The organism is Anatilimnocola aggregata (assembly GCF_007747655.1).
Lineage (GTDB): Bacteria > Planctomycetota > Planctomycetia > Pirellulales > Pirellulaceae > Anatilimnocola > Anatilimnocola aggregata.
Genome location: NZ_CP036274.1, coordinates 3,173,396 through 3,199,008, shown reverse-complemented (window position 1 = coordinate 3,199,008; position 25,613 = coordinate 3,173,396). Strand labels below are relative to the sequence as shown.

The 25,613-nt window shown below is 57.5% G+C and carries 21 protein-coding genes; 10 read left to right on the top strand and 11 right to left on the bottom strand.

The features are described from left to right. Positions 1-735: 735 nt before the first annotated feature. Complete coding sequence (locus ETAA8_RS12130; protein ID WP_145088275.1) at positions 736-1,065, top strand: hypothetical protein; 330 nt, start codon at positions 736-738, stop codon at positions 1,063-1,065. A gap of 17 nt (positions 1,066-1,082) precedes the next feature. Here the strand turns inward: ETAA8_RS12130 and ETAA8_RS12125 are convergent, their stop codons facing one another. Beyond that, entirely contained in the window at positions 1,083-2,555 is a 1,473-nt protein-coding gene (locus ETAA8_RS12125) for a DUF1570 domain-containing protein (protein ID WP_145088274.1), read from the bottom strand. Positions 2,556-2,912: 357 nt separating this feature from the next. On the opposite strand from ETAA8_RS12125, the gene ETAA8_RS12120 reads away from it, so the two are divergent. Both ETAA8_RS12120 and ETAA8_RS12115 read left to right on the top strand, forming a co-directional pair. After that, positions 2,913-6,479 (top strand): secretin N-terminal domain-containing protein, encoded by a 3,567-nt coding sequence (locus tag ETAA8_RS12120; protein ID WP_145088273.1) that lies wholly within the window; start codon positions 2,913-2,915, stop codon positions 6,477-6,479. 302 nt (positions 6,480-6,781) lie between these two features. After that, positions 6,782-7,669: a cysteine peptidase family C39 domain-containing protein gene (locus ETAA8_RS12115; protein ID WP_145088272.1), complete on the top strand. Its 888-nt coding sequence runs from the start codon at positions 6,782-6,784 to the stop codon at positions 7,667-7,669. Here the strand turns inward: ETAA8_RS12115 and ETAA8_RS12110 are convergent. Both ETAA8_RS12110 and ETAA8_RS12105 read right to left on the bottom strand, forming a co-directional pair. After that, positions 7,663-9,576 carry an ABC-F family ATP-binding cassette domain-containing protein gene (locus ETAA8_RS12110; protein WP_145088271.1) on the bottom strand — a complete coding sequence of 638 codons (1,914 nt, stop codon included), beginning with the start codon at positions 9,574-9,576 and terminating at the stop codon, positions 7,663-7,665. The two genes, ETAA8_RS12115 and ETAA8_RS12110, sit on opposite strands and share 7 nt — an antisense overlap. Positions 9,577-9,625: 49 nt before the next feature. Continuing rightward, positions 9,626-10,354, bottom strand: coding sequence for a Uma2 family endonuclease (locus ETAA8_RS12105; RefSeq protein WP_145088270.1), 729 nt, complete (start codon positions 10,352-10,354; stop codon positions 9,626-9,628). A gap of 120 nt (positions 10,355-10,474) precedes the next feature. Between ETAA8_RS12105 and miaE the strand changes: the two genes are divergently transcribed. The 3 genes from miaE to ETAA8_RS12090 are packed head-to-tail and all read left to right on the top strand — an operon-like array spanning position 10,475 to position 13,230. Next, on the top strand, positions 10,475-11,050 hold the full coding sequence (miaE, locus tag ETAA8_RS12100; RefSeq protein WP_145088269.1) for a tRNA-(ms[2]io[6]A)-hydroxylase: 576 nt from the start codon (positions 10,475-10,477) through the stop codon (positions 11,048-11,050). A gap of 24 nt (positions 11,051-11,074) precedes the next feature. Next, the gene (locus ETAA8_RS12095) at positions 11,075-12,241 is read left to right on the top strand and encodes a zinc ribbon domain-containing protein (protein WP_145088268.1); all 1,167 of its coding nucleotides are present in this window, start codon (positions 11,075-11,077) and stop codon (positions 12,239-12,241) included. Between the two features lie 8 nt (positions 12,242-12,249). Continuing rightward, on the top strand, positions 12,250-13,230 hold the full coding sequence (locus ETAA8_RS12090; RefSeq protein ID WP_145088267.1) for a zinc ribbon domain-containing protein: 981 nt from the start codon (positions 12,250-12,252) through the stop codon (positions 13,228-13,230). A gap of 98 nt (positions 13,231-13,328) precedes the next feature. Here ETAA8_RS12090 and purB read toward each other — a convergent pair whose 3' ends face one another. The 3 genes from purB to ETAA8_RS12075 all read right to left on the bottom strand — a co-directional run bounded on the left by purB (position 13,329) and on the right by ETAA8_RS12075 (position 16,653). Then, a complete protein-coding gene (gene purB / locus ETAA8_RS12085; protein WP_145088266.1) occupies positions 13,329-14,756 on the bottom strand; it encodes an adenylosuccinate lyase in 1,428 nt (475 codons plus the stop codon). Positions 14,757-14,837: 81 nt separating this feature from the next. Continuing rightward, positions 14,838-15,536 carry a Uma2 family endonuclease gene (locus ETAA8_RS12080; RefSeq protein ID WP_145088265.1) on the bottom strand — a complete coding sequence of 233 codons (699 nt, stop codon included), beginning with the start codon at positions 15,534-15,536 and terminating at the stop codon, positions 14,838-14,840. Between the two features lie 28 nt (positions 15,537-15,564). Further along, positions 15,565-16,653: a sugar kinase gene (locus tag ETAA8_RS12075; RefSeq protein WP_238397743.1), complete on the bottom strand. Its 1,089-nt coding sequence runs from the start codon at positions 16,651-16,653 to the stop codon at positions 15,565-15,567. A 163-nt stretch (positions 16,654-16,816) separates the two neighbouring features. Here ETAA8_RS12075 and ETAA8_RS12070 point away from each other — a divergent pair, with 163 nt between their 5' ends. The 4 genes from ETAA8_RS12070 to ETAA8_RS12055 all read left to right on the top strand — a co-directional run bounded on the left by ETAA8_RS12070 (position 16,817) and on the right by ETAA8_RS12055 (position 20,118). Then, positions 16,817-17,608 carry an SAM hydrolase/SAM-dependent halogenase family protein gene (locus tag ETAA8_RS12070; protein ID WP_145088263.1) on the top strand — a complete coding sequence of 264 codons (792 nt, stop codon included), beginning with the start codon at positions 16,817-16,819 and terminating at the stop codon, positions 17,606-17,608. 110 nt (positions 17,609-17,718) lie between these two features. After that, positions 17,719-18,006, top strand: coding sequence for an SAM hydroxide adenosyltransferase (locus ETAA8_RS12065; protein ID WP_145088262.1), 288 nt, complete (start codon positions 17,719-17,721; stop codon positions 18,004-18,006). Next, positions 18,000-19,379, top strand: coding sequence for an adenosylmethionine--8-amino-7-oxononanoate transaminase (bioA, locus tag ETAA8_RS12060; RefSeq protein WP_145088261.1), 1,380 nt, complete (start codon positions 18,000-18,002; stop codon positions 19,377-19,379). The genes ETAA8_RS12065 and bioA overlap by 7 nt, the downstream gene beginning before the upstream one ends. Before the next feature lie 229 nt (positions 19,380-19,608). Next, positions 19,609-20,118 (top strand): hypothetical protein, encoded by a 510-nt coding sequence (locus ETAA8_RS12055; protein WP_145088260.1) that lies wholly within the window; start codon positions 19,609-19,611, stop codon positions 20,116-20,118. Between the two features lie 17 nt (positions 20,119-20,135). Here ETAA8_RS12055 and ETAA8_RS12050 read toward each other — a convergent pair whose 3' ends face one another. The 5 genes from ETAA8_RS12050 to ETAA8_RS12030 form a co-directional block, all read right to left on the bottom strand. Beyond that, on the bottom strand, positions 20,136-21,002 hold the full coding sequence (locus ETAA8_RS12050) for an alpha/beta hydrolase (protein ID WP_145088259.1): 867 nt from the start codon (positions 21,000-21,002) through the stop codon (positions 20,136-20,138). A gap of 1 nt (position 21,003) precedes the next feature. Further along, positions 21,004-21,909: a hypothetical protein gene (locus ETAA8_RS12045; protein ID WP_145088258.1), complete on the bottom strand. Its 906-nt coding sequence runs from the start codon at positions 21,907-21,909 to the stop codon at positions 21,004-21,006. A gap of 80 nt (positions 21,910-21,989) precedes the next feature. Continuing rightward, on the bottom strand, positions 21,990-23,225 hold the full coding sequence (locus ETAA8_RS12040) for an LL-diaminopimelate aminotransferase (RefSeq protein ID WP_145088257.1): 1,236 nt from the start codon (positions 23,223-23,225) through the stop codon (positions 21,990-21,992). A gap of 164 nt (positions 23,226-23,389) precedes the next feature. Beyond that, the gene (locus tag ETAA8_RS12035) at positions 23,390-23,956 is read right to left on the bottom strand and encodes a Uma2 family endonuclease (RefSeq protein ID WP_145088256.1); all 567 of its coding nucleotides are present in this window, start codon (positions 23,954-23,956) and stop codon (positions 23,390-23,392) included. A 213-nt stretch (positions 23,957-24,169) separates the two neighbouring features. Then, positions 24,170-25,492: a Gfo/Idh/MocA family protein gene (locus ETAA8_RS12030; protein WP_145088255.1), complete on the bottom strand. Its 1,323-nt coding sequence runs from the start codon at positions 25,490-25,492 to the stop codon at positions 24,170-24,172. Between the last annotated feature and the right edge of the window lie 121 nt (positions 25,493-25,613).

Here is a 25,613-nt window from a genome sequence, read left to right as displayed (position 1 = left end):
ACCGTTCGTTTGGATTATCACAATACCTCAGTCGCTTGCGCCCCATCAGGAAGTCTTTGCAGACTGCGTTTATGCCCGCGGACGGTGCATTTTGCCGCCTCCTCAACCAGCGCTCTCGCTGCTGGTCGCCTGCTTTTCTTTCCGCTGGCCTGTTGCTGTTGAGCATTCTGGCAACTTGCCCAACTGCGAAATCCGCCGAGTCAATCCAGCAAGAGACCAGCTGCTCGCGGCAGTCTGCTACGGTTTCGACGATCCGACTGTTTGACTGCTCGGTCGAAGCCGAGGAACGGCACTCTGATCAGTTGCCGGCGGATGAGTTCCGGACGGTTTATCCGGATGCTCCGACTGAGTTGAATTCCAGCAGTACGTTGCGGGTCGAAAGTGACTGGACCGAAGTCATTTATTGGCAACCCGCCGCCCTCCCCTCTCCCAGGCTCATCCCTAATGGGTTGGTCCTGTCTTACTTGTGCGATTCGGCACGCCACCAGTGTTCCGGCGTGCAGTTGATCTAAATCAGCCCGCGATGAAGTGTCAGCCGTCGAGCTGGTCATTCATGCGCACTCGGGCTGCTCTCTGGGCTCCCTTCACGTTCGCTAGTGAACTTTCCGGCAATCTCGCGCTGGCACTTTTCTCGCCTGGCAAGCTGATTTTAGATCAGCCCCCACGTTTTCTGCCCAAACACAGTCTGCCCAAACACAAAATCGCCAACGAACTGAACGAGAGAGGAACTCAAGAATGATTCAATTACATCCATCGCGCACTCCCGACATGGTGGCGGCCGCCCTGAATCACATGCAGACGCAACTCGGCATGCCAACCCGCCTGTGCGAAGCCTGGGGCCCATCGAACCGCATTCAGACCGATTTTAGTGGCCAGCCGATTCAGCAGTATCTGACGATGCTGGTCCGCGTCACCGGCGGGCGGTATCTGGTCGTCAAGCAGATCATCGATCTCGACCGCATTTCGCGCCGCATGCCGATCATCGTCGAACTGCCCGAACGCGAAGCCCACTGGCTGATTAACGACCTGGAACTCGAGATGACGACGGGCGCTGCAGCCAGTTAGCCCCAGCCTTTTGGGAATTATTTGCCACCGACCCACTGCCGAGCCCAGGCCTCGGCGGTGGGTCGATTTGGGAACGCCCGTACCGAAGTTTCAGCACTCGGGCGGGCCCCCGCCGGCAATAGCTGCACGGCGTCTCGCACCCACTTTTCGGCGAGATTGGGGGCATGAAACGTATTCACCTGGCGCACCGGGCGGCGACCATCGAGGGCCTTGATCGTGGCCACGAAGTGGACGTAATTCGCGAACGGATCGGTGTAATTCTGCTTCTTCAAATGCAACACCAGGCGATTCTCTTGCTCGGGCAAGTCTTCGCCAAACTGCAACTGAAACGTCGCCAGATTCTGTCGCACCAGTCCGGGCTCGACGATTGGCCCGGTCGCTTCGAACGGCCCCAATTGGCTCATGCGTTTGACATAGGCGTTGAACTCCACCCGTTTGTTCTTTGCCAAATAGTGCGTTAGAGACCACGCCGTGGCATAGCCGGTGCTGGTCAAGCGCGCCGCCTGTGTCGTGTGTTCGATGAGTTGACCATTGGGCTTTTCGGCGGCTCGACTCTTGATGTACTGCTCGAGTTCGAACATCCGCAGGTCGTTCACCTGCCCGGCACCTTTCCAGCGGAGCCGTTCGCCAGGCGCGGTAGGCGCGAAGTACTCGGCCAGTCCTTCGCTCAGCCACATGGGCCACAGGCTTAAACGTTGCTGCACGCCGATGTTATGCAGAATCTGATGAGCCCCTTCATGCGCTATCGTGGCAAACGCCTGCTGTACGGCCAGATCGGGTCGCTGCTGCGCAAAATCCGACTTCTCATACATGAACACGCGATTGCTGAGCGTGTGATAATAGGCCACGACGCCTGCGGGCATTCGCTGATACTTCTGGAACTCTTCCTCCGAACGAAACATCACCACCACCAGCGGCAGCGTGGGCTCTTTGACTTCAATTTGCTGGGCCTTGCCGTGCAGAATTACCCCCGGCAGCATCGTTTCCAGAATGCGACTGGTCGCGAGTGCAAACTCCTCGCTGGTGTTGTAGATGCATACGTAGTGATTGGTCGGCTTGATCTTGAAGCCGGCGAACTCATCGCGAACCAAAGCCTCGCCGAGCGCTTTCTTGTCCAGCGGTTCGAATTTACGATCGCTGGGCGAGAACTCACCTTTCTTGCGCGGCAGGAGTTGACCATCGGGCATTAGCAGAATGGCGTTGTCTCCAACCGTGACATAAACCTTGGCCACCGCCGGCCGCGAAGCCTGATCGAGGGTGGTGACGATTTCCCCCTTCCCTTTCACCACAGCGCCGCCCGGCAGGTCGATCCCCATTTCGCGCGGTTGGATTTTGGTCGGCGCGGGCCAGTCGGCAGCGGCACAACCGGCACAAAACAGGGCACCCTCCCCAAACCAGAAACCGGAACCGGCTTCAGACCCGAAGCTGGCCAACAGGCCCAAAGCCGCGGCGATGACGGCGGTCTGCGTACTGGTTCGAGCGGATTTCATGCCACAAAAGCTGCGATCAGCAGGCCAATCGAGTGCGGGAGGAGAATAATGGCAGCCGTCCAGACATCTCTATCGTAGCCATCCGGAGTGGCCGCGGAAAGCAAGTGCGGCCAATTTCGCTGGCCGGCAACCTCACTGTTAAGTACTATATTACGAAGGGGTTAGGCAATCGGGGCTAGCTCGGGTAGCCACCCCTGCCAGCAAATACGAAACCCCAGAACCTGCCAGGGGTTAGATTGATTGACGGTGCATTCGGCCCGCACCGCGCATTCGTGCTGCTTTTCGCCGTCGCCCACCGCATTTGTTATTCAAACGATCCGGCCCGCCACCGACCGCGGGCCGCCGAGGATTTACTTCATGGCATCGTCCACCCGTTTTGCTGCTTGGGTGCTCGCCAGTTGGCTGGTTGTTGGTTCGCTGGCCTCGGTGGTCGCCGCCGATGGTACGTTCGTGGGCGTGCTGGCCTTGGCTTCTGATCCAGCTGTTGCCAAAGAACTGGGGCTGAGCGAAGAAGTGCTCAAGCAACTGACTGACCTTGTTGGCAAGCGCGAGGACGAGGCCGGTCCGTTGGTGCTCGAAATCAAAGACCTCCCCGCAGCGGACAAAGAAGCCCGCCTGGCTCCGTTTGTGGCCGAATCTGAAAAGCAGGGTCTCGCCCTCCTCACTGCCGAGCAACAAACCAAGTTGCAACAAATCCGCATTCAGCGGGCGGGCATGAAAGGTCTGCTGGAAAAGTCGATCGCCGACCAGGTGGGCGTCTCCGAACGACAGAAAATGCAGTTCAACATTCTGCATCAACTCTTTCTGCGCGATACGGCCGCCTTTCCCGAACAAGAGAAAGCCAAAGCCAGCATCGAACTCGAAAAGAAGATGCTCGCCTTGCTCGATAAAGACCAACGAACAAAATGGGAAGCGCTCACGGGAAGAGTCTTGCCAGATTTGACTCCAACTGCACCAACCACACCACTGCCGGGAACCGCCGTGGCTGGCACTCCTGCTGCCGGCACATCGGCCGCACCGACAAATCCCCCAACTGGCGTTCCCACCAATTCCAGCGTACGCATTCCCAGCACCGGGCTGAAGGCCGCCGATGGCGATGTGAAATTGAAGTTCCAGTTTCGTTATGCACCCTGGAAAGAAGTGATTGAGTGGTTCGCCGAGCAGTCCGATTTTTCGCTCGTCTCCGATATCTACCCGACCGGCACTTTCAACTACTCCGATACGCGGGCCTATACTCCGGCGCAGGCCCTCGACCTGCTGAATAGCGTCCTCCTGACCAAGGGATATCGCTTGATTCGCAAAGAGCGGATGTTGTTCCTGCTCAACTCCGAGGATGAACTGCCCGATACATTCGCCCCGCGCATTCTGGAGTCGGAACTCGAAAAGCGTGGCGATTTCGAGATCGTGCAGTGCCTCTTTCAACTGACCAAGATTACTGCGGAAGAGGCCGAGGCCGAAATCAAGAAACTGATCGGTGTGCATGGCAAGATTGTCGTATTGTCGAAAGCGCGCCAACTGGTAATTACTGAAGCGGTCGGCACGCTGCGGTTGATTCGCAACGCGATTCAATCCATTGAAAATCCCGCCGTCCCCAAAGATGAAGACGTGACGGTAATCAAGCTCGAGAATATTCGCCCCAGCGAGTTTCTCGCGCTGGCAAATCCTCTGCTCGGCATTCCAGCCAATGTGAATGCGGCACCGGACGGCAGCCTGCGATTCTCGGTCGATGAACTGGGGATGCGAATTCTCGCCACCGGCAAGCCCGAACGAATCGAGAAGGTGAAAGAGATTCAGAAGCTGGTCGACATAGCTTCGGGCACACTCGGCGAAGGTACTCCGCTCGAACAGCCCCAATTAGTGATTTATAGCGTGCAGAAGGCCGACCCAGCTGCCGTACTGCAGGTGCTGCAAACCCTGCTGGCCGGACTTGCCGATGTCCGCCTGACGGTTGACCCCAAGACGGGCAACCTCGTCGCTCTCTGTCGCCCGTCGCAACATGCCACCATTCGCGCGACGCTCGAAGAAATGCAGCGCGACGCCACGATGGTTGAAGTGATCAAACTGCGACGAACCGATCCGCAAGCGGCCGTGCTGCAAATCAACAAGCTGTTTGGTGGCGACGGCGACAAGCCTGCCGCCAACGCGCCCAAGGTCGAAGCCGACACGATCAACATGCAACTGCTGATTCGGGCCAACGCACCGCAGGTGGCCCAGATTCGTGAACTGTTGCAGAAGATGGGCGAAGTCGGCGGCAACGACGTGGTCGAGATGGGGGAGCGGAAGACCTATCGCACGATTCCCCTCACGGGTCGATCGGCGCGCACGGCGATCGAACAACTCGAAATGATCTGGCCCACGATGCACAAGAACAAGATTCGCGTCATCACCCCTGCCAGCAAGAGCCTGCCAAATGAACTGAAAGACAACTTCGGCCCGCCATCCGCGAACGAGTATCCTCCTGGGCCCGTTGGTCCTGTTCCTCCTCCCAAGCCCGAAGCCACCACGTTGCCCGATCAGACGCGGCGCGCACCTGCTGCACCAAAAGCCGACCAGCCCGCCATCTTGAACCCCGATGTGAAGGATCGGACGACCCGGCAGGAATATCGCGACCTGAAGTTGCAATTTGTCAGCCAGCCGTTGCCGGCCGCCGATGCCGAGAAAAAGCCCGCTGAGCAACCGGCGGAAGCCCAGCCCGCCGAAGCAGCTGAAGCTCCGAAGGGTCCGGTCTCCAAGCCGGGTGCCGAGGTGGTGATTACGCTCACCCCGAACGGCATCCTCATTACCTCCGAAGATCTCGACGCGCTCGATGAACTGGAAGAACTGCTGCGGCAAGTGGCCGATAGTCAGGGAGTAGGCGGCAAAGAGTTGGCCATCTACTATCTCAAGTATTCGAAGGCTCAAGTTGCAGCCACGCTGCTGCAAGAGATTCTGAGTGGCGGTGGCAGTTCGGGCGGCGATAGTGGTGGCGGTGGCAGCCTGATGGGTGATTTGGCTTCGAGCATGATGGGCGATATGGGTGGTGGTTTGCTGGGCGGCTTGCTCGGCATGGGTGGCGGCGGCAGTAGTGGCGGCAGTGCCCCGCTAACCGCCGGCAGCGCGACCATTACCGCTGATATTCGTTTGAACGCCCTCATTGTGCAGGCCACATCGCGCGATCACGAGAAAATCGAAGAACTGCTGGAACTGCTCGATAAGCCCTCTGGTCCCGAAGCCGTGCAAACCGTGGCAGCGCCGCGGTTCATTCCCGTTTACAACTCGACTGCCGATCAGATCGCAGTGGTCGTCAAGCAGGTCTACTCCGGTCGGATGACTGCCGATGCTGGCGCCAATCAACAGCGGCAACCATCGCCCGAAGACTTCGTTCGCGCTCTCCGCGGTGGTGGCGGCGGCGGTCGTGGCGGACGCGGCGCAGCTCAGGAGAACAAGGGTGAAGAACAAAAGATGACGGTCGGGGTCGACACCCGCACCAATTCGCTGATTGTCTCTGCTCCCGACTATCTGTTCGAAGAAGTAAAAGCCCTCGTCAAGCAACTCGATACCGCTGAGTTGGCCTCCGATCAAACGGTGCGCGTGGTGTCTCTCCGCGGCTCCAATGCCGACGTGATTACCCGTTCGCTCGCGCAGGTCTATGGCGAGTCGATCACCAGTAGCAAGACCACCACCAGCGGCACTCCAACGGGTCGCCCATCTGGCAGTTCAAGCAGTGGGCAGCGTACCGGTGGCTCGCGAACGGGCGGGCAAAACAATCAGCCCCAGCAGCAGGCTCCCCAGGTTTCGAACCAGATTCGCCAGCAAATGCAGATGTTCAATGCCCTGCAGGGCGGTGGTCGCGGCGGCGGTGGTGGTGGTTTTGGTGGCGGCGGAAGCCGAGGCGGCGGCGGTGGTGGTTTTGGTGGCGGCTCCGGTGGCCGCGGCGGACGATAGTCGTTGCTTCAGCAAACGCAGTCACCGCTGTCTGAACGCATCCCCACTGCTTACTTTGCTCGCAGGTCAGTTCACTTCACTCTTGGGTGGCGCTGAGCACTTGGCGTTCAGCCGCGCTAGCGCCTTTCTTTATTAATACTTGATTCAACGGGCACTTTTGCCGATGTTCTCCCTAGACCCGACCTGAATCCTCTCCTAAAATTCCCCGGGTCTTCACAAAATCTTCGCATTTGCTTCGCGGAAGATTTGTGTCACGCCTTTCGGCCACGTCGAAATCAATCGACCGGCGAGGGAGAGAGCGGATGTCGGATCTTGGGTGGGGATCGCTGATGATCGCAGTAGCTGCGGTCGCGGTGTTTCTGCTCAGTGCCCGCGTCACCCAGCGAGTTTCGCCCCGCGTTAGTGAAGTAGCGGGCTGCGTGATCATGGGCCTCCTTTTTTACTACATCTACGAGTTGTGGTACGACGTCCGGATCTCTCGTTGGCTCCCCTACTCGAACTTGATTCTCGTGGGCAATTGGCTACCGCTGCTGGCGGCGGCCCTGGCGGCCATCGTTTGGCATCGCCCGGCAAGCTCTTACGCGCGGCGAATGGCTTGCGTCGTCGGATTGGCCTCCGCCGCCGCGTATAGCTTTGTTTATCCTCTGCTTGGCAGCGCGCCCGCATGCGGCAACCGCTGGGACAGCCTCGGCACCTGTTTGCAAACGACCCAGCAGACTTGCTCGCCAGCCAGTGCCGCCACCTTACTGAAGCAGTATGGGATTCCCGCCACCGAGCAAGAGATGGCAGAACTGTGTCTCACCCGTCACGGAACGAGCTGGCAAGGCCTCTATCGCGGGTTGAAACTGAAGACTGCAGGCACTCCCTATGATGTGGAAGTCGTGCACTGTAGCGATTCACAACTTCGTCAGTTGGCCGATCGACCGCTGATTCTCAGCGTCGGTCTGTCGCGGGGCGCACGCTCCGATTCGGACTACACCCGCGAATTTGGTTGGCAACCGGGCGTGAATCACTCCGTCGTCCTGCTGCGGTTCGACTCCAGCGGCAATGCAGTCATCGCCGATCCTTCGCTCGAAATGTGCCGCGAACACTGGCCGAGCGACATGCTCCACACGCTTTGGCGGGGCTATGCCTTCCGCTTAGTAGAGCGAGGCGAACCGGCAGCGAACCAGACTCTCGCCCGTTACTGATTCATCTCGAGCGCTTCTTCCCAATGCTCGTACAGCTTGGGCAACGATTCTTCCAGCGCGCTGAGTTCGGTTTGAATCTGCTTGACTCGCTCGCCGTCGCGGAGCACATCGGGCTGCGTGAAAGTTAGCAGCAATTCTTCCTGACGGGCTTCCTGCACGTGAATGTCAGCTTCGATGTCGGCCGGCTTGCGATACGGAAACTTCCGCTTGCGACGGCTTTCCCGTTCTTTCGTCTGGGCGACCTGGCTGGCTGTGGTTGCTTCGCGCTTCTTCTCAGCAGCGACCCCAGCCCGGGCATCTTGCGCAAAGCCTTGTTTCACCAGATGCAAGTATGTGTCGTAGTTTCCCTCGATCACGCGAAAACGATCGGGCTGCACGATCAGCAACTTGTCGGCCACCTGGTTAAGAAAATAACGGTCGTGGCTGACAAAGATCACCGTGCCATCGAACTCCTTCAAGGCCTTTTCCAACGCATCGCGGGCCCACAGGTCGAGATGGTTCGTCGGCTCGTCGAGCATCAGTACGTTCACATCAAGGGCCGCCAGTTTCGCCAGTGCCGTGCGGTTTCGTTCGCCGCCGCTCAGGCTAGAAACCTTCTGCAGCACCGTATCGCCCGTAATGCCGAACCGCGCGAGCAAGTCGCGCCGCGCCTGAATCATGAATTCTTTGTGATCGGGACGAACGGCATCGGCCACTTCGGCATCGGCCGGTACGCTGCTCAAGTGCTGATCGAAATAGCCAAGCTTCACCTGGCTGCCAAGGACCGCGCGGCCACTATCGGCCGGGATCTGCCCCAAGATGCAGCGCAGGAGCGTCGTCTTGCCGGTTCCATTCGGCCCGAGGATTCCCCACTTCTCGCCGCGCAGCACGTCGAACGTCAGGTCTTTGAACAGTTGCCGGTCGTAAGCTTTGCTCAGTTTTTCGACACGTAGTACGATATCGCCCGAGCGTGCAGCCGGGGGAAAACTCATCGCTGGCGATTTGATTTCGCGCGGTGGCGGTACGCGTTCGATCCGTTCCAGTTTCTTCCGGCGATCTTCAGCTTGTGTGGCCAGCACTCCGTAATGATTCTTGCGGATGAAATCTTCCATCCGCGCGATTTCTTCCTGCTGCTTCTCGAATGTCTTCCGCTGCACTTCCAGGCGTTCCCCTTTCAGCCGTTTGTACTGCGTGAAGTTGCCGGGGTATGATTCAACGGTACCTTGATAAAGTTCGATGGTCCGATTCGTCACCCGGTCGAGAAAGTAGCGATCGTGACTGACCACCAGCATCGCTTGGTCGGTAGCTGTGAGATAGTTTTCCAGCCATTCCGTCGCGTCGATATCCAAGTGGTTCGAAGGTTCATCCAGCAGAAGCAGATCGGGATCGGCCAGCAGCAGTTTTGCGAGCAAGAGGCGATTCTGCTGCCCTCCCGATAGTTGATCGACGGGTTGATGATAACTGGCAGGACCAAACCCCAGCCCTTGGAGAATCTGTTCGATGCGGCGATCGGCCTGATAAACATCGTGCCGGTGCAACTGGTGCTGGATAAAGTCGAACTGCTGTTCAAGCTTGCGCCGCGCAGCGGGCTCTTGTTCGGTGGCCATTGCCGTTGCAATTCGCTCGGCCTCTTTCGACAGGTTCAGCAACTCGTCGAGCGCACTGCTCGCTTCCTGCCAAACTGTGCGGCCAACGGGAAACTCGGGCTGCTGTTCTAAATAGCCGATTCGCGCAGAGGGGTGAATCACCACCGATCCCGAGTGCGGCTCGCTCTGCCCGGCGATGATCTGCATCAGCGTGGTCTTGCCGGCCCCGTTGGGACCAACCAGCGATGCCCGTTCGCCTGGCCGCAAGTCAAACGTCACGCCATCCAGGACCGGTTCGGGGCCGTAATGCTTCACAATGTCGTGAACGGTCAACAGAATCATTAGCTAAGCGAGAAAAACGCGATCGGGGGAGTTTTGGAGAAGAGCAATACTACTCAAGCGAACGAAACTTCGTGGCCAGGTCAGTAACAAACTTGGCGTGTTCAGCAGTGGCTAGTCCCTGTTGTAGCACTTCAATCACCCGTACACCGTTGCCGGCAAGCATGGCGGCGGGATCAAGCCACAAGCCGGGAAAGACTTCGCTTTTGTGCAGGCCCTGCTGATCGGGCGATTGTGGCACGTATTGACCTGCTTGGAGCGAAAACCAGTCAATTGCTCCATCCCAAGTTCGCCACACAACGTATTCGCGCACCCCTGCCCTTCGATAGACTTTCAGCTTTTCGCCCAAGTCATAGCTAGCGCTACTGGCCGCAATTTCGGCAACGAGTTCCGGAGCACCATCAATGAAGTTGTCGCGTGTCCGCGACTGACCACCAAACTCCGGAAGAATTCTCAACGCAGCGTCGGGCTGAAACTCGTTGTCGCTATCGAGACGAACTGTGGCGTTGTCGTAGAGTTGCACTCCGGGTGTGTAAATTTTGTAAACACCCATCCAAGTTACAAAGTCGCCGTGCGGAATGGCGTGATACTGTTCAGAAACGGGTGGCCCCATGACGTATACAATCCCTTCCACAAGCTCGGCACGAATATGGCTGGGTGCAACAGAATAACGCCGTTCGAATTCGTCGCGCGTCAAACGATCGCCCGATTGCAATGGGGGAGCTTGTTCGGCAATCGGAGTCACCGGCGACGGAAGGGACTGGAAGAAAACGGTTGACATGCAATGTGTCCTTCAAAAGGGATAGCACTGTCATTCTAAACAGCCAATCGTTTTCAGCCAACCTTGCGTGGTCGGCGGTCGCCTCTCCCCACTTTCGTTCGATCCGCCTATCATAATCGCATGTTGAACTTGCAAAGCACCACGCCCGAAAGTTGGCTGCACCAAGTCGAAGCCAACCTCGAAGAACTGCTGATCGACCACGCTCATTGCGAGCGCAAAGCAGCCGCCTGCGCGCTGGCCCTGATTGGCTACTATGTCGAAGATACCGAACTGGCCGCCGCCATGACGGAAATCGTCAACGAAGAACTCGAACACTATCACCTAGTCATCGATTTACTCACCGCGCGGGGGCTGAAGTTTCGCCGCATTCATCCCAGCACCTATGGCAGTAAACTGCACGAATTAATCGCGAAGCACGAACCGCAGCGGGCAGTCGACCGTCTGCTGATTGCAGGACTTATTGAAGCCCGTTCGTGCGAACGCTTTGGCTTGCTCCGCGATCGCCTTGCCGACCGCGAACTGGCTAATTTCTATGGGAGCCTGTTCGAATCCGAAGCGCGGCATCATAGTACGTACGTTCAACTGGCCCGCAAATACACCGATGAAGCCTCGCTCCGCCAGCGATTGCAGGAACTGGCGGCAGCTGAGGCCGCCATTCTCGCAGACGGCGATGATTTCCCCCGCATGCACAGTTGAGTACATCCTCCTAACGCAACTTTCATGACAGACATCCAATGGCTCGATGCCGAAGCGGTCGATCGCGATGCTCCCGCGCCGCGCGGCAAACCGTGCGAAGCTTGTGGCACCCCCATCGAACCGTTGGATAAGTTCTGTCCCGCTTGCGGCACTACCAATCCTGACTTTCAGTCCCCTGCCCTTTCGACTTCCGCCTCTCAAGCTCCGCCGCCCCAAGTGATTGATGCGGAAGTGGTCGGCCCAGCGTCAACTGCCCCCATTCGAGAAGTTCCCGAGCAAAAACACTTCGGCTGCGAAACTTGCGGCGCGGAAGTCGCGACCGATCCGGACCAGCGGAGTTACATCTGCCCATTTTGCGATTCGACCTATGTCGTCGAACTCCCGGCACGCGACACCGGCCGACAACAACCCGAGTTCGTGATCGGCTTTGCGATTCCCCCGGAAGAAGCGCAGGCCAAGTTCAAAGCCTGGCTTGCGGCCAACGACTGGTACCGTCCCGGCGACCTGCAGACTGCTGCCGTGCTCGACAAAATGAAAGGCGTTTATCTGCCGTTCTGGTCGTTTTCGATGCGGGCCGATAGCAACTGGCAAGCTTCCATCGGCGAACATTGGTACCGAACCGAAACTTATACCACGACAGACTCCAAGGGGAACACGACCACGCATACGCGGCAGGTGCAAGAGACCGAGTGGTATCCGCTGGCCGGCAGGCATCACCACTATTACAGCGGCTATTTAGTCTCTGGCAGCAAAGGCCTGCCGCAGGATCAGGCTCTGCGTGTGCAGCCTTACCAGTTGCCAGCCCTCAAGCGCTACGCAGCCTACTTCTTAGCCGGTTGGTTCGCAGAAGAATACTCAGTCGATCGCGAGCAAGCGCTTGCCATTTCGCAACACGAGTTCTATCGCCGCGAGCAGCAGAACATTGCGTCGTTCCTGCCGGGCGACACGCATCGCAGCTTGATCGTCAGCACGGACTTCAGCCACGTAAATTCCGACCTCTGTCTGCTGCCGATGTATATCGCCAGCTACAAGTATCACGACAAGCTTTATCGCTTTCTGATGAACGGCCAAACGGGCCGCATGGCCGGCGACAAGCCAGTTTCCAGTCAGCGAATTGCGATCCTCGTCGGTGTAATTGTGGCCGTCATCGTGCTGATTCTGCTCATCGTCGCTGTCGTGAATGCGCGGTAATGTGATCCATGACTGAAGTGGTTGAAAAATGCTCCGTATGCCAGGCCTTGCTCGACGAGGAGGACTTGTTCTGCGCCAATTGCGGCACCGAAGCGCCCCATCGCGCAGCAAACGACGGCAGCGCGACGATGCAAACCACGCACAACTTTCGCTGCGATGGCTGCGGCGCGTCGATGAGTTACGATGCCTCGGTCCAAACCCTCCGCTGTCCGTTTTGTGGTGGCGAAAAACTGCACGCCGAGCGCGATGCAAAGTCGCTCGCTCCGAAGTACGTCGTGCCATTTCAAATCGAGCAGTCCGACGCCGTCAGTCGGCTGAAAGAGTGGATGGGAAGCAGTTTCTGGCGTCCCGGCGATCTGGCTACCGCTGCCATCGTGACGAAGCTGACCGCCATTTATATTCCTTATTGGGTCTTCAGCGGTAAGACATTCACTTATTGGACAGCCGATAGCAGCCAAACACCGTGGGGCGCAAACGCCAGTTGGTGCCCTGTCTCGGGCGAACATCGGGGCGAGCACCACGGCCTGCTCGTGGGGGCAAGTAGTTCTCTTTCGCCTGCCGAGACGCACGCGATTTGTCCCTACGACCTTGCGCAGGCAGTCCCCACCAGGCAAGTCGATTTAGAGAATTCACTCTTTGAGCAATTTCAGGTGCAACGCAAATATGCTCGTCCGCTTGCACAACAGGGACTCGAAGAGCGCGTGCGGCAAGCCTGCGCGGAATTAGTTCCCGGAAACGCGAGGAATGTACACGTGAACGTGCGTGTCGAAGGATTGTCGGCCGATCCCGTGTTACTGCCCGTGTGGATAATGGCCTACACCTATCAGCAGCAGACTTTTCGTTTTCTGCTGAACGGACAAACAGGCCGCTGCACAGGCACCGCACCGACCTCTTACAAAAAGATTGCTGCCGTCACCGCTGCGGTAATCGCCGCCATCATTCTGTTCATCATCTGCGCCGGCCTTATTTCCGCTGCAGGCTCACAGTGAGTTCTGACTTACTTAGCCCGCCGCGTCAGCGAGGGAGAAGTGCCAATCGAGAATCAATCGGCAAATCTCCCTCGCTGACGCGTCGGGCTATGTGCGAATCAGACCTTTAGTTCGGCCGTCAATTCGCGTTGATTCGCATAACGTGCCCGAATGGGTGCGACCACTTCGGCCACGAACTCATCCACTTGCTCCGGAGCGCGGCCAACGTATTGCGCGGGATCAAGCGCTGCCTGCAGATCAACGCCGGCAAAGTCCGGCTCAGCAGCCAGACGCGTAAGCAGATCGTTCGGCTTCCCCTCTTGCTTCACAACCGCCGCTGCCTCGTGGCTGCGCTTGCGAATCACTTCGTGCAAGTTCTGGCGATCGCCCCCCCGCTCGACGGCAGCCATCAACAGGTTCTCCGTCGCCATGAAGGGGAGTTCTTCTTGCAGATTTCGCGCGACGACTTGCGGATAAACGACCAGCCCGTTCGAAATATTCTGCAGCAACACCAGAATCGCATCGATGGCTAAAAATGCCTGCGGCAGCACGAGCCGGCGATTGGCACTATCGTCGAGCGTCCGTTCCATCCACTGCGTGGCTACCGTATTGGCAGCGCTTGACTGCAGGCTGATCACGAACCGCGCGAGCGCGCAAACCCGTTCGCTGCGCATCGGGTTCCGCTTGTACGCCATCGCCGAGCTGCCAATCTGATCGGCTTCAAAGGGCTCTTCCATTTCCTTGCGCGAAGCGAGCAGGCGGAGGTCGGTCGCCAACTTATGAGCCGATTGGGCTATTCCCGACAAGACATCGACAATTTGCGAATCGACTTTGCGCGTGTAAGTCTGCCCGGTCACGGCATAGCTATCTGCAAAGCCGATTTTCTTCGCCACGAGTTTCTCGAGCTCACGCACCTTCGCATGGTCGCCATGAAACAAGGCCAGAAAACTCGCCTGAGTGCCAGTGGTTCCTTTCACACTCCGTGCGCGCATTTCTCCAATGCGATGCTCCACTTCGAGCAGGTCGAGGACGAGATCGTAGCACCAGAGAGTCGCACGCTTACCCACGGTCGTGGGCTGCGCGGGCTGCAAGTGCGTGAAACCTAAGCAAGCAACACTTCGCTGCTCGGTGGCGAACCTGGCAAGTGAGTCGATGACGGTCATCAGCCGGCGGGCAACGAGTTGCAGACCTTCGCGCAGGAGCAGCAGGTCGGCATTGTCGGTGACGTAGCAGCTGGTAGCCCCCAGGTGAATGATGCCGCGGGCACTCGGGCAGACATCGCCGTACGTATGGACGTGGGCCATCACATCGTGCCGCAACTTTTTCTCATACTTAGCCGCGGCGTCGAAATCGATGTTGTCGACCTGCCCGCGCAGTTCAGCAATCTGCTCGCTAGTGATCGGCAGCCCCAATTGCTGCTCGGCTTCGGCCAGAATGACCCACAATTTGCGCCAGGTGCTGAACTTCCGTTGTTCGCTCCAGAGCGAGCTCATCTCGCTCGAAGCATACCGGGAAATGAGGGGATTTTCGTAACGATCGTGCGACATGAAGTGACAACTTTACCGGGCGAATACCTGCCGAATGGAAATGCGGATTTTAGCAACTTCGGCGATTTTGCCGATGGGATATCAGCGCTGATACTTAAGTTGCTTTACAAACTCTTGATGTTCGGGCGAGGCCAGTCCCCGGTCGAGCGTCTTAAGCATTAAATCCATAGATTGTCGTACGAGCTCGTCGGGATTCACCCACAATCCTGGAAAAATCACGCTTTGATGCAAGCCGTCAGCGGCTCTTGTCTGCTTTGCGTATTCGCTTCCTTGAAGCACAAACCAGTCGATGGCTTCATCAAGCACTCGCCAAACGACATACTCTTTGACGCCGTTTCGCCTGTAAACTCGAAACTTTACATTCAAGTCGTAACTCGCTGAACTCGCCGAGACTTCCCAAATAAGTTCGGGAGCATTTTCGATATAGTCGTCGCTGCTCAGCTTGGACTGCCCACCGCATTCTGGCAGCACGAGGAGGACTTGATCGGGCTGCGGCATATTATCCAAGTCAAGCCGCACAGAGGCATTGTCGAAGGAAATCGTACCTGGGGTATTGGCATCGTAGACACCTAGCAAGGCAGCAATCATCTGGTGAGGCCGACTGTGGTACGAAGCTCGTGTCGCAGCAGGCATATAGACAACTCCCTCAAGCAACTCGGCCATCGCTAGATTCGGCGTTGCCTCATATCGCCGTTCGAACTCATCACGTGTGAGATGATCGCCGGGTTCTAACGGTGGTATTGCAATTTGCCCTGGATCCTTAAGATATCTTGTTGACATGGCCCCTCCTCGTGCAATCTCAGAGCACTCACCGCTGCACTCGCCCACTCGCATTGCCGGCAAGCAGGGCGGTCACTTCCTCCACTGTAACATAGTTAAAATCGCCCTGAACGGAATGCTTCAGGCAACTGGCCGCGACGGCAAAGGCAATCGCTTTGTCGGGGGATGAAATTGCCGGCGTACTGAGCGCGTGGAGCAGACCGGCTCCGAAGGAGTCGCCGGCACCAACGCGATCGACAATGTTTCGTATCTCGTAAGGCTGATAATTGCCGGCTGCATCGAGAGGCGCGAAATGGGCGCGATCAGTCGCGACATCGAACAGCATCGCTCCCCAGTTGTTGTGATCTGCCGAGATGCTCTCGCGCAGGGTGATGGCCACCCGCTTCACGCTCGCAAATTCAGTGGCGATCTTGCGCGCGACTTGCTCGTATGCATCGGCAGCAATGTGCCCCTGAGTGACATCGGTTCCCGAGGCATGAATCCCCAGCACGTCGGCAGCGTCTTCTTCGTTGGCAATGACGAGATCGACATGCGCAAGCAGTTTTGTCATGCATTCGCGGGCCAGATCTTTAGGCTTGGTTCCGCTGCGCCAGTTCCAGAGTTTCTTGCGAAAGTTGAGATCGCACGAAACAGCTATCCCGCGCGAGTGAGCAAGTTCAACAAGCTTTTGATTCGCGTGCGCTGCGGCTTCACTGATGGCTGGTGTAATACCCGTCACATGCAGCCAGTGAACATCTTGCAACGCATTTTCGAAGTCGTACTCAGTCGCAGCGGCCAGGCTGATGGCGCTATGGCTGCGGTCGTAAAGGACCGTACTTCCCCGCTGATTAGCGCCGACTTCGACGAAGTAGAGCCCGAGTCGTCCCTCTTTACGCCAGTAGATCTGCGAAACATCGACGCCCAGACCGCGGAGCGATGTCACGAGTGCTTCGGCAACCGGTTGTTTGGGCAGCGCGGTCAGGTAGCGGGCGCTATGTCCGAACATCGCCAGCGAAGCTGCCACGTTGGCTTCGCCACCTCCCCAAGTAACTTGCACACTACCAGGCAGCGTTTGCGGCCAACGCAAATGCCCCGCAGGTGCGATCCGAGCCATGACTTCGCCGAAGGTGAGAAACATAGGAATGTTGAAGTAAGAAGGCGGAATGCAGAATTAATAATTCGCTCGAGCTGTTTCGCTCAGTGAATGTGGCAATGTATTTTGAAAGCAAGCTGGCCGCAATCAACCTCCCCGCGAAAGCGGCCTTTTCTGTTACTTCTGCCTTCTCACTTCTGCAATCTGCATGCTCCTGACCTTCACCACCGATTTTGGCATTTCGAGTCCCTACGTCGCCGCGATGAAAGGGGCAGTGCTACAGGTTTGCTCAGCGGTCGAGATGGTCGACATTACGCACGGCATCAGTCCGCAAAACGTAAGGCAAGCAGCGATCGTGTTGGCCGATGTTGCTCCCTACTTTCCAACAAATACCTTGCACCTGGTGGTTGTTGACCCGGGTGTCGGCACCGAGCGCAAAATGGTCTACGCAGAGATCGGCGGGCAGAGCTTCTTAGCGCCCGATAACGGGGTGCTCAGCTACTTGGCAAAACAGCATCCGCCGCAGCGAGTCGTTGCGCTAGCGGAGCCGAGGTTCTGGCGGCAGGTGGTGAGTAACACATTTCACGGGCGCGATATTCTCGCCTCGGTGGCCGGGCACCTGGCCAGCGGACTCGATCCTATCGACTTGGGGCCGATCTATGAATCGCTAATAATGTTGCCATGGAATGAGCCTCTGATCGAGCTCGACGAAGTTCGGGGCGAGGTCCTCTGTATCGATTCGTTCGGCAATTTAATTACGAACCTATCAGCTGCCAAAATCAAGGGCTGGGCTGGGCCGGCGGGAATCGAAACGCAGATTCGCGAGCGGCGTATCAGTGGTTTGCAAACCACTTATGGCAAGCAAGCCCCGGGGGAACTCATTTCGCTCGTTGATTCGCAAGGCAGACTGGAGATTGCCCAGGTCAATGGCAACGCGGCAAACGCGCTCGCCGTACAAGTGGGGGATTGGGTGCGAGTACGCCGGGGAACAAAATCTTAACAATGTCCTGAATAGGCTCCGCAGACCGCTTGGCTCTCCGCTAGCGGCGTTTTAGAATGTCGCCACACGTTTACCCGCGACATCTCACCACTTCGGGCGGAGTGTAGCTAGTGCCGGGAAAGATCGAAGGCAAAATCACATCCTATAACGAGGCCGGCAACCTCGTGACCGATATCGCTGTCGACCGACTGCGTTCGGTCCCGCGTGACCAGTCGGTAACGATTACGTGTGACGAGCATCAAACTGTCGGCCTGTTTGCGCCCGACCACCAAGAGCCCGAGATGACATTTCTCGCACTGCTCGCCCCCAGCGGATTTCTGGAACTGGTGATTGTGGGGGATAGTGCCAAGATCATGCTGGGCGTGCGCGCGGGGCAAGCCATCACGGTGCAATGGTAGACGATTCACCGCGTCCTGCTGACGAATCGCCGACGCGCGAGCAACTCGAAGCCTGGGACCGCGAGCTGGTCTGGCATGCCTTTACGCAAATGACCGAGCATCAGCCCTTCATCATTCAGCGGGCTGAAGGTTGCACCCTGTACGACTTAGAGGGGCGGGCCTATCTCGATGGCGTGAGCAGTCTGTGGTGCAACGTCCACGGACATCGGCACCCGACAATCGACGCGGCCATTCGTGCGCAACTTGACCAGGTGGCACACGTCACTTCGCTGGGAATGGCACACCCCACGACGATCAAGCTTGCCCGCCGGCTAGTCGACCTTGCGCCGGCAGGTCTCGGGCATGTCTTTTTTTCAGATAGCGGGGCCACAGCTGTCGAAGTGGCCCTGAAGATGGCGTTTCAGTTCTGGCAACAGTGTGAACAGCCTCAACCGAAGAAAACGAAATACCTGGCGTTTGAGAATGCCTACCACGGCGATACGCTCGGCAGCGTGAGCGTAGGGGGAGTGCCGCGCTTTCATGAAATGTTTCGCCCCCTGCTGTTCGAAGTGCTGCGTCTGCCGTCGCCGACGATGTATCGATTGCCGACCAACGTCACACGCGAGAATGCGTGCGAGTATTTCCTGAATCTGGTTGCCCAAGTCTTGGAGCACCAGCACGCAGAGATTGCCGCGGTAATTGTGGAGCCGCTCATGCAATGCGCGGCTGGAATGATCTTGCACCCACCGGGCTTCTTGCGGGGCCTGCGAGAACTCACTCGCCAGCACGACGTACTGCTGATTGCCGATGAAGTGGCCGTCGGCATGGGTCGCACCGGGCGAATGTTTGCCTGCCAACAAGAAGATGTGCAGCCCGATTTGCTCTGCCTGGCGAAGGGAATCACCGGGGGCTACCTGCCGCTGGCAGCCACACTCGCGACGGATCGAATCTGGCAGGCCTTTCTGGGAACTTACAGTTCGTCGCGCACCTTCTTCCACGGGCACACGTATGGCGGCAATCCACTCGGTGCAGCGGCCGCGCTTGCAACGCTCGACGTCTTTGAGCAAGAACAAACGCTCGCAAACATGCCAGCCAAAATCGCTCGGCTGCAAGAATATCTGGCTCGAATTGCCCTCCACCCAAACGTCGGCGACGTACGACAACTGGGCCTGATTGCCGGAATTGAACTCGTCCGCGACCGTGTGACGCAAGAGCCCTTTCCCTGGGGCGAGCGACGCGGTCAACGAGTCTGCAATCACGCACTGACCCGCGGTGTTTGGCTGCGTCCGCTCGGCAACGTCGTCGTGATGATGCCACCGCTTAACATCAAACTTGAAGAACTCGACCGGATTTGCCTGGCAGTGGAAGAAGGGATTGAAGTGGCAACGCGTTAATATACGTGCCTGGTAGATTATGCCGGCTTATACTACGTGTTGGCGATCAATGTCCGAGAATCTTGCAATGATGTCAATAAGTCGAGCTGCGTTAGTTCTTCTCGTATCTCTGCCATGCCTCGCATTCGCACAGGACAAACCGGCTAACCAGCAAGTGACTCGCCAGCAGTGCGATGTCTGGGTGCAGCAATTAGCGAATCGGAAAGCATGGCCGTACAAGGAATCGTATGTGCTCGACTCGCCGCGCAATTCTGGCGACGTTGCCTATAAAGACGTAAAGGCAGCTTACGATCAACTGGCCGACAACTTTGAAGTTTCATTGCCGTCGATTATGCAAGGCGTCGATGACAACCGCTTTTCGCACTGGCGAGAAGTTCCGTCAAACGGTGTCTTCGCGGCGTACAGCGTCGGGCACGCGTGCAGGAGTCTAATCGCCGCCCATATCGAAGTTTATCAAGGCCAGATCGCGTTTCTTGATGATACTGGCGTACCTCGTTCGCTTTATTTCATCGAGAGCACAGGCGGATACAAAGTGTGGTATCAGTCGCGCAAAGACAAGCCACTTTTCGAGCTTCAACTGGAAGCAATCGACTGGGCTCTGCGGCAGCCGCACGACAAACGGATTGAGCCGAAAGTTTGGAACGACGGACGCGCGGAATTGAGCAAGTTTCGGGCGAATTTTGTGAAGATTGGGAAGCCACTTAATCCAAATCACGAGTTGCAATTTGAAGGAAAATAGCGAGCCATTTCACGCAATCAATCAATCCCCTGCTGCGTCAGCCACTCCCCTACCCTGTCGGCCAACAGCTTTTGCACGCCGGTATAGAAATGATCGGCGTCGGGAATTGTGATGACATCACGCGCGGCATGTGCAGGGATCTTATTGATCGCTTCGGGCAAGCCGGCGAAAGCGATGCCCCCTTGGGCCAGTTCTTTGCTGCCGTAGGTGAAGAGCGTGGGGCAGCGGAGAAGTTGGGTGAACTCCAGAATGTTGTAGCGCTCGGCAGGTCCGTACTTATCGATGTAACTGGCCGCCGTGATTAACAACGGAAAAGGAAAGCGAGCATCGAACAGCTCGTCGTCACTTCCTTCCTTCACGAGTTCACGAGCGATGCTCATCGATTCGAAAAAGACGCTGCTTTCGGCTGCATTGTTGAAAGCGGTAAAAGACAACCTGGGCGGCGACACGGCAAGCACTGCTGCAACACTTGCATGACGATCGTGGGCCTGTGCATAGACGGCTTTAATCGCTCCCAAGCTGTGGCCGAGCAGAATGACCCGTTGGTGCCCGCGACTCACCAGCAGCTTGATCCAGGCAGCAATATCGGCCCGGCATTCATCGACAATCTCGTAAGCCGCCCCGAGTCGCCGGCGAATGTTCCCTAACTGCGCACCAAAGACCGAATCATGGCCGCGTGTGTTGACAGTGAGCGTGGGGTAACCTGCCGCGTGCAACTTAGGGAGGAGTGGTTCGAACGTGCTGGACGAATAGAAATTGCCGCCGACGCCGTGCAGCACGAGGACTGCAGGCTTCTTACGAACGTTGCCGTCGTCGCTGGCGTGAAGCGCGCCATCGAGCCGCAGGCCGTCGGCAGTTGTCGTGCGGACCAGTTCGACCAGCATGTTATTTCGCCGCGGCTTGGATTTCGGCAATCAAGGGCTGTCGAAGGCTGCCGTCCTTGATCTTGAGCGCGGCATCATCGGCCTTCGAGAGTGCCTTGCGTGCTTCATCGGGACGACCGGCTTGCTTCAGCTTACGGGCCAGGTTCAAAAAAGCGTAGCCGCGGGCCTCGTCCTCTTTAATGTCACCCGCTGTTTTGTCGGCATCTGTGAAGACAGTTGTTGCTTCGTCGTTCTTTTTCGCCTTGGACAAAGCATCGCCAATTTCAGCCAGGCAATCGACCTGTTCCCGTGGCGTTGGCTGTTCCTTGGCAAAGGTCTTGGCCTTCGCTAACGTTGCCTCAGCTTCCGTCGCTCGTTCGGAGCGCTCGTACGCGACGTAAATCTTTCCCATTGCGCCAGCTTTCATCGCCGGCAACTCAATCTTGTCGGCGGCCAGTTCCGCGCTTTTCAGGTACTCCGTCGCCTGATCCGGATTCTTCAGCAGCACGCCAGAAGCAGTCCCCAGTTCCGCAAAAGCCATGGCCTTAGGCCCGGAGTCTTCTACTGCTTCCAGAGTTTTCGCTGCTTCGCGCAACGTCTTTTTCGCTTCGCTTACTTTGCCGGCGCGGGCCATTGCCTGGCCCACAAAAATCAGGGCGCTGGCTTTGCTCCCAGGCTCTTCCACCTCCATCGCCGATTCGAGCGCGGAGTTCAAAGTCGTATCGCCAGTGATGACGTCGCCGGCTTTGAGTTGCTTTTCGCCCAAACCTGCCAACAACTTGGCCCGGCGACCGGCATCGGTCTCGGCATTCGCCTTCTTCACTTGGGCGTCGAGGGACAGTTCTTTCTTGCCGCTGCCACCACCACCACAACCGACCGCAGCACCGAGCAAACAGGCCAACGCGACAAGCCAGATCCGACTGCACATGCAAGCACCCCAAACCGACGAGAAGTACGAAGCGATAAACGAAACAATCGGCGACTGGCAACGCGCGACACGTTATCCTATCAGGAAAATTGGACGCCGCAGCCCTTGAGCCGATCTTCGGCCGCTGCCATCAGGGCGTCTTCAGCAGCTTCATCCGCGGCTTCGTACGTCACACTGAAGCGCAGGAACGCTCCAGCATCGTCCCAGGGGACGGTGACGATTGACAGTTGCGTAATAAGGAACTGGCTTGCCTCTTCGGCATTTGCGAACTTGGTGCCATCCTTTAAGCCGCTGGGGGCGGGCGTGTACAGGAAGTAAGTACCGCCGGGCATTTTGCAATTGAAACCGCAGCGAGTCAGCATCGCGACCAGCTTCTCCAGCCGCCGCTTGTACTTCGTGCGCGTCCGTTCGTGAATACTGTCGTCATCGAGAGCGGCAGCAGCAGCGTTTTGAATCGCGCCGAACTGCCCCGAATCGCTGTTGTCTTTCACATCGGAAAAGGCCCGCACGATCCGTTCGTGACCGCAGACCCAACCGATGCGCCAGCCGATCATGTCGAAGCCCTTCGAGAGCGAATGAACTTCGACGCCGACATCCATCGCCCCGGGCGTCTGCAAGAAGCTCGAGGGCTTTTGGTCGTAGCTCAGCAGACTGTGAGCAGCGTCTTGCACCACGACAAAGTTCTTCTCTTTGGCGAGTGAAACCACTTGCTCGTAGAACTCCTTGGTCGCGGTCTTGCCGGTCGGGCTGTTGGGATAGTTGATGACCAGCAACTTGACCTTCGTCCAAATGTCCGCGGGGATCGATTTGAAATCGGGATAGAAATTGTTCTGCGCGAGGAGTGGCAGGCGAAAGACATTGCCACCGTAGTAACGCGTGTGGGTACCGGCGACGGGATAGCCCGGCACCGTCATTAAAGTGACGTCGCCAGGATTGATGAAGCAGGCGGGGATCATCGCGAGTGCCGGCTTGCTGCCGATACAGTGATTCACCTGCGTGTTCGGATCGAGCTTCACGCCGAAGTTCCGCTGCATGAACGCAGCGGCCGCTTCTTTGAACCGCTGATTGCCGTTGTCCATGTAGCCGCGATTTTCGGGCTTGTTGACTTCGGCGGTCAGTGCAGCCCGCACATTCTCGGGAGCCATCGAGTCGTTTTCGCCAATGCCGAAATCGACGAGCAGCCGATTCGGAAAATCGGCCAGTGCCTTCCGCTTGGCCCGTTTGATCTTTTCGAACTTATAGATCTCGGTTCCCTTGCCGTAATTCACGCCACCGATTCGCTCGGCAAACAACTGCTGAAAATAAGGGTCGCTCATGTTGGATTGGGCTCGGGTCCGAACAACTCGAAATGGAAATGGCAAATCGGCTTAGAACGCGTAACGATTTGCTGATAAAACGTCAGCCTACCGCACCCATATTGGGCGAAAAGGGGGCAAGGCCGGAAAACGTGCGAGGCGGGGAAACTGGTTGGCGAAACCAATCACTCAGCCGTGGGAATACGGGCAAAGACTTCGCTCACTCCGCAACGAAAGCCCGGCAGGATCTCTTCGCACGTCAGTTCGTCATTCAAAGTTGCGATTCGCGGTGGCTGGTTTGCGGAATGGACTTCCACGTAGCGGCGAAACTCATTCACGACCCACACGGTTGATACGCCTGCGGCAAGGTAGTCGTCAACCTTGTCATTGACCTCTTTGATCACATCGTTGGGCGAGAGAACTTCAATCGCCAGTTCGGGAGCGACTTTGATGAAAGCTCCGATTCGTTTATCGGCAGGCCATCTGGCGTAGCTTAGAAACGCCACATCGGGCTTGCGGACCATCGTTGAGTCGTGCGGAAAACATTGAAACGAAGTGTCGGGGCCAAATACGCGACCAATACGGTCTTTGCTGCAGTATTGATACAAGATGCTCGCCAGCACGATTGCGAGTTCGCTTGATTCCGCTCCCATTTTGTTCTCCACGAGCTTTCCTGCCACAATCTCGAGCCCTTTGCTATCGGGCATGGCGAGCAGCTGTTCAGGAGTGATGGGCGTGTTGGCAATAATCATGGGGAACGTTCCTTCCACCTGAATTCTAACTCATGCGCCCCCAAGAAACCAAACCGCGGTCAGTCGGAATCTTCCGACTGACCGCGGGTGGAGAGGTTGAACTCTGGTGTTGCACCGTCGACTGTTACCGTTGCTCAGTCACTCCGTGACTGAGAGTTCGGTTGACCGGAGCGAGTCATGGAATGACTCGCCTACGGGTGACTCACCGACGATTTACAGCTTGTAGCCGTTGTGGAACTCAGGCTTGACAATGTGAGCCACTTCGGGAGCGTTGGTGGCCGTCAGGCTCTTGGCATCCCATTCGATCTTCTTGCCCATGACTTCCTTCTCGGCAGCGGCCCAAACGGCCAAGTTGCCCAGCAGGATGGTCTCGGTCAGCGGCGATGCATAATCGCCAAAGTTCGAAACAGCTGCATCGCCACCCTTGATCGCGCGGACCCATTCTTCGAAGTGGCCGGGCGACTTGGTGTATTCCACCGTTGGCTTGGTGATGCCACCGAGCATTTCGGTCTTGCCGGCGTAATCGCCAGGCGAGTACATCGAACCCTTTTCGCCCACGATCAAGCAACCGCTGCCAGCCACTTTCGCGCCTTGGAACAAAGCGGTGTCAGGCTTCTTGCCGCCGTCGTACCACTTGAAGGTCACGGCCGGGCGACCGTTCCGTTCGGGGAATTCGAACGTGATGACCGACCAGCTGGGGAACGTCTCTTTGTTGTGACCCGAAGTGAGCGCTTGCACGCTGATTGGGTCGCGCAGGTCCATGCCCATGAATGGCATGTTGAGCGTATGGCAGGCCATATCGCCGAGAGCACCGGTGCCGAAATCCCACCAACCGCGCCACTTGAACGGATGATAGGCCGGGTGGAAGGCGCGCTTCGGAGCTGGGCCAATCCATTCGTCCCAATGGACGTTCTTAGGTACTTCGGGGGTGTCGGTTGGCTTGTCGAGCCCTTGTGGCCAAACGGGGCGGTTGGTCCACACGTGAACTTCGCTCACCTTGCCGAGCACGCCGCTCTTGCAAATGGCCGCTTGTTCGCGAAGGTCGTTGCCGGCTGTTCCTTGATTGCCCATTTGCGTGGCAACCTTCATTTCCTTCGCCAGATTGCCCAGGTGGCGAGCTTCGTGCAGCGACTTGGTCAGCGGCTTTTGCACAAAGCAGTGCTTGCCCATCTTCATGGCGGCCGAAGCAACCACAGCGTGGCAGTGGTCAGGTGTGCTGACCGTCACCGCGTCGATGCTCTTGCCCACTTCGTCGAGCATCTTGCGATAGTCGTTGAACTTTTGCGCTCCTTCGAACTTCTCGCCAGCTTTGCCGAGGGTCGAGTCGTCGATATCGACGATGGCGACCATCTTGCCGCTGCGCCCCGCATCGGCCGAGTCGCTGCTCCCCTTGCCGCCGACGCCGACGCTGGCGAAACGAATTTCTTCATTAGCCGACAAGCTCACACGCGGCGAGACACCACCGGCTGCCCAATAACCCACACCAACAGCTGCCGTGGTTTGTAGAAAACGACGACGTGTTTGCTTACTCGACATCAAATAGGCTCCTAAACAATGAACGAAAAATTTGGCTTGGGTTGTCCGATGAGATTACCGTCTCGTGGGAATAACGTTGTCAGCGCTAATGTTCGCTTAGTCGATGACTACCGACCCAGCA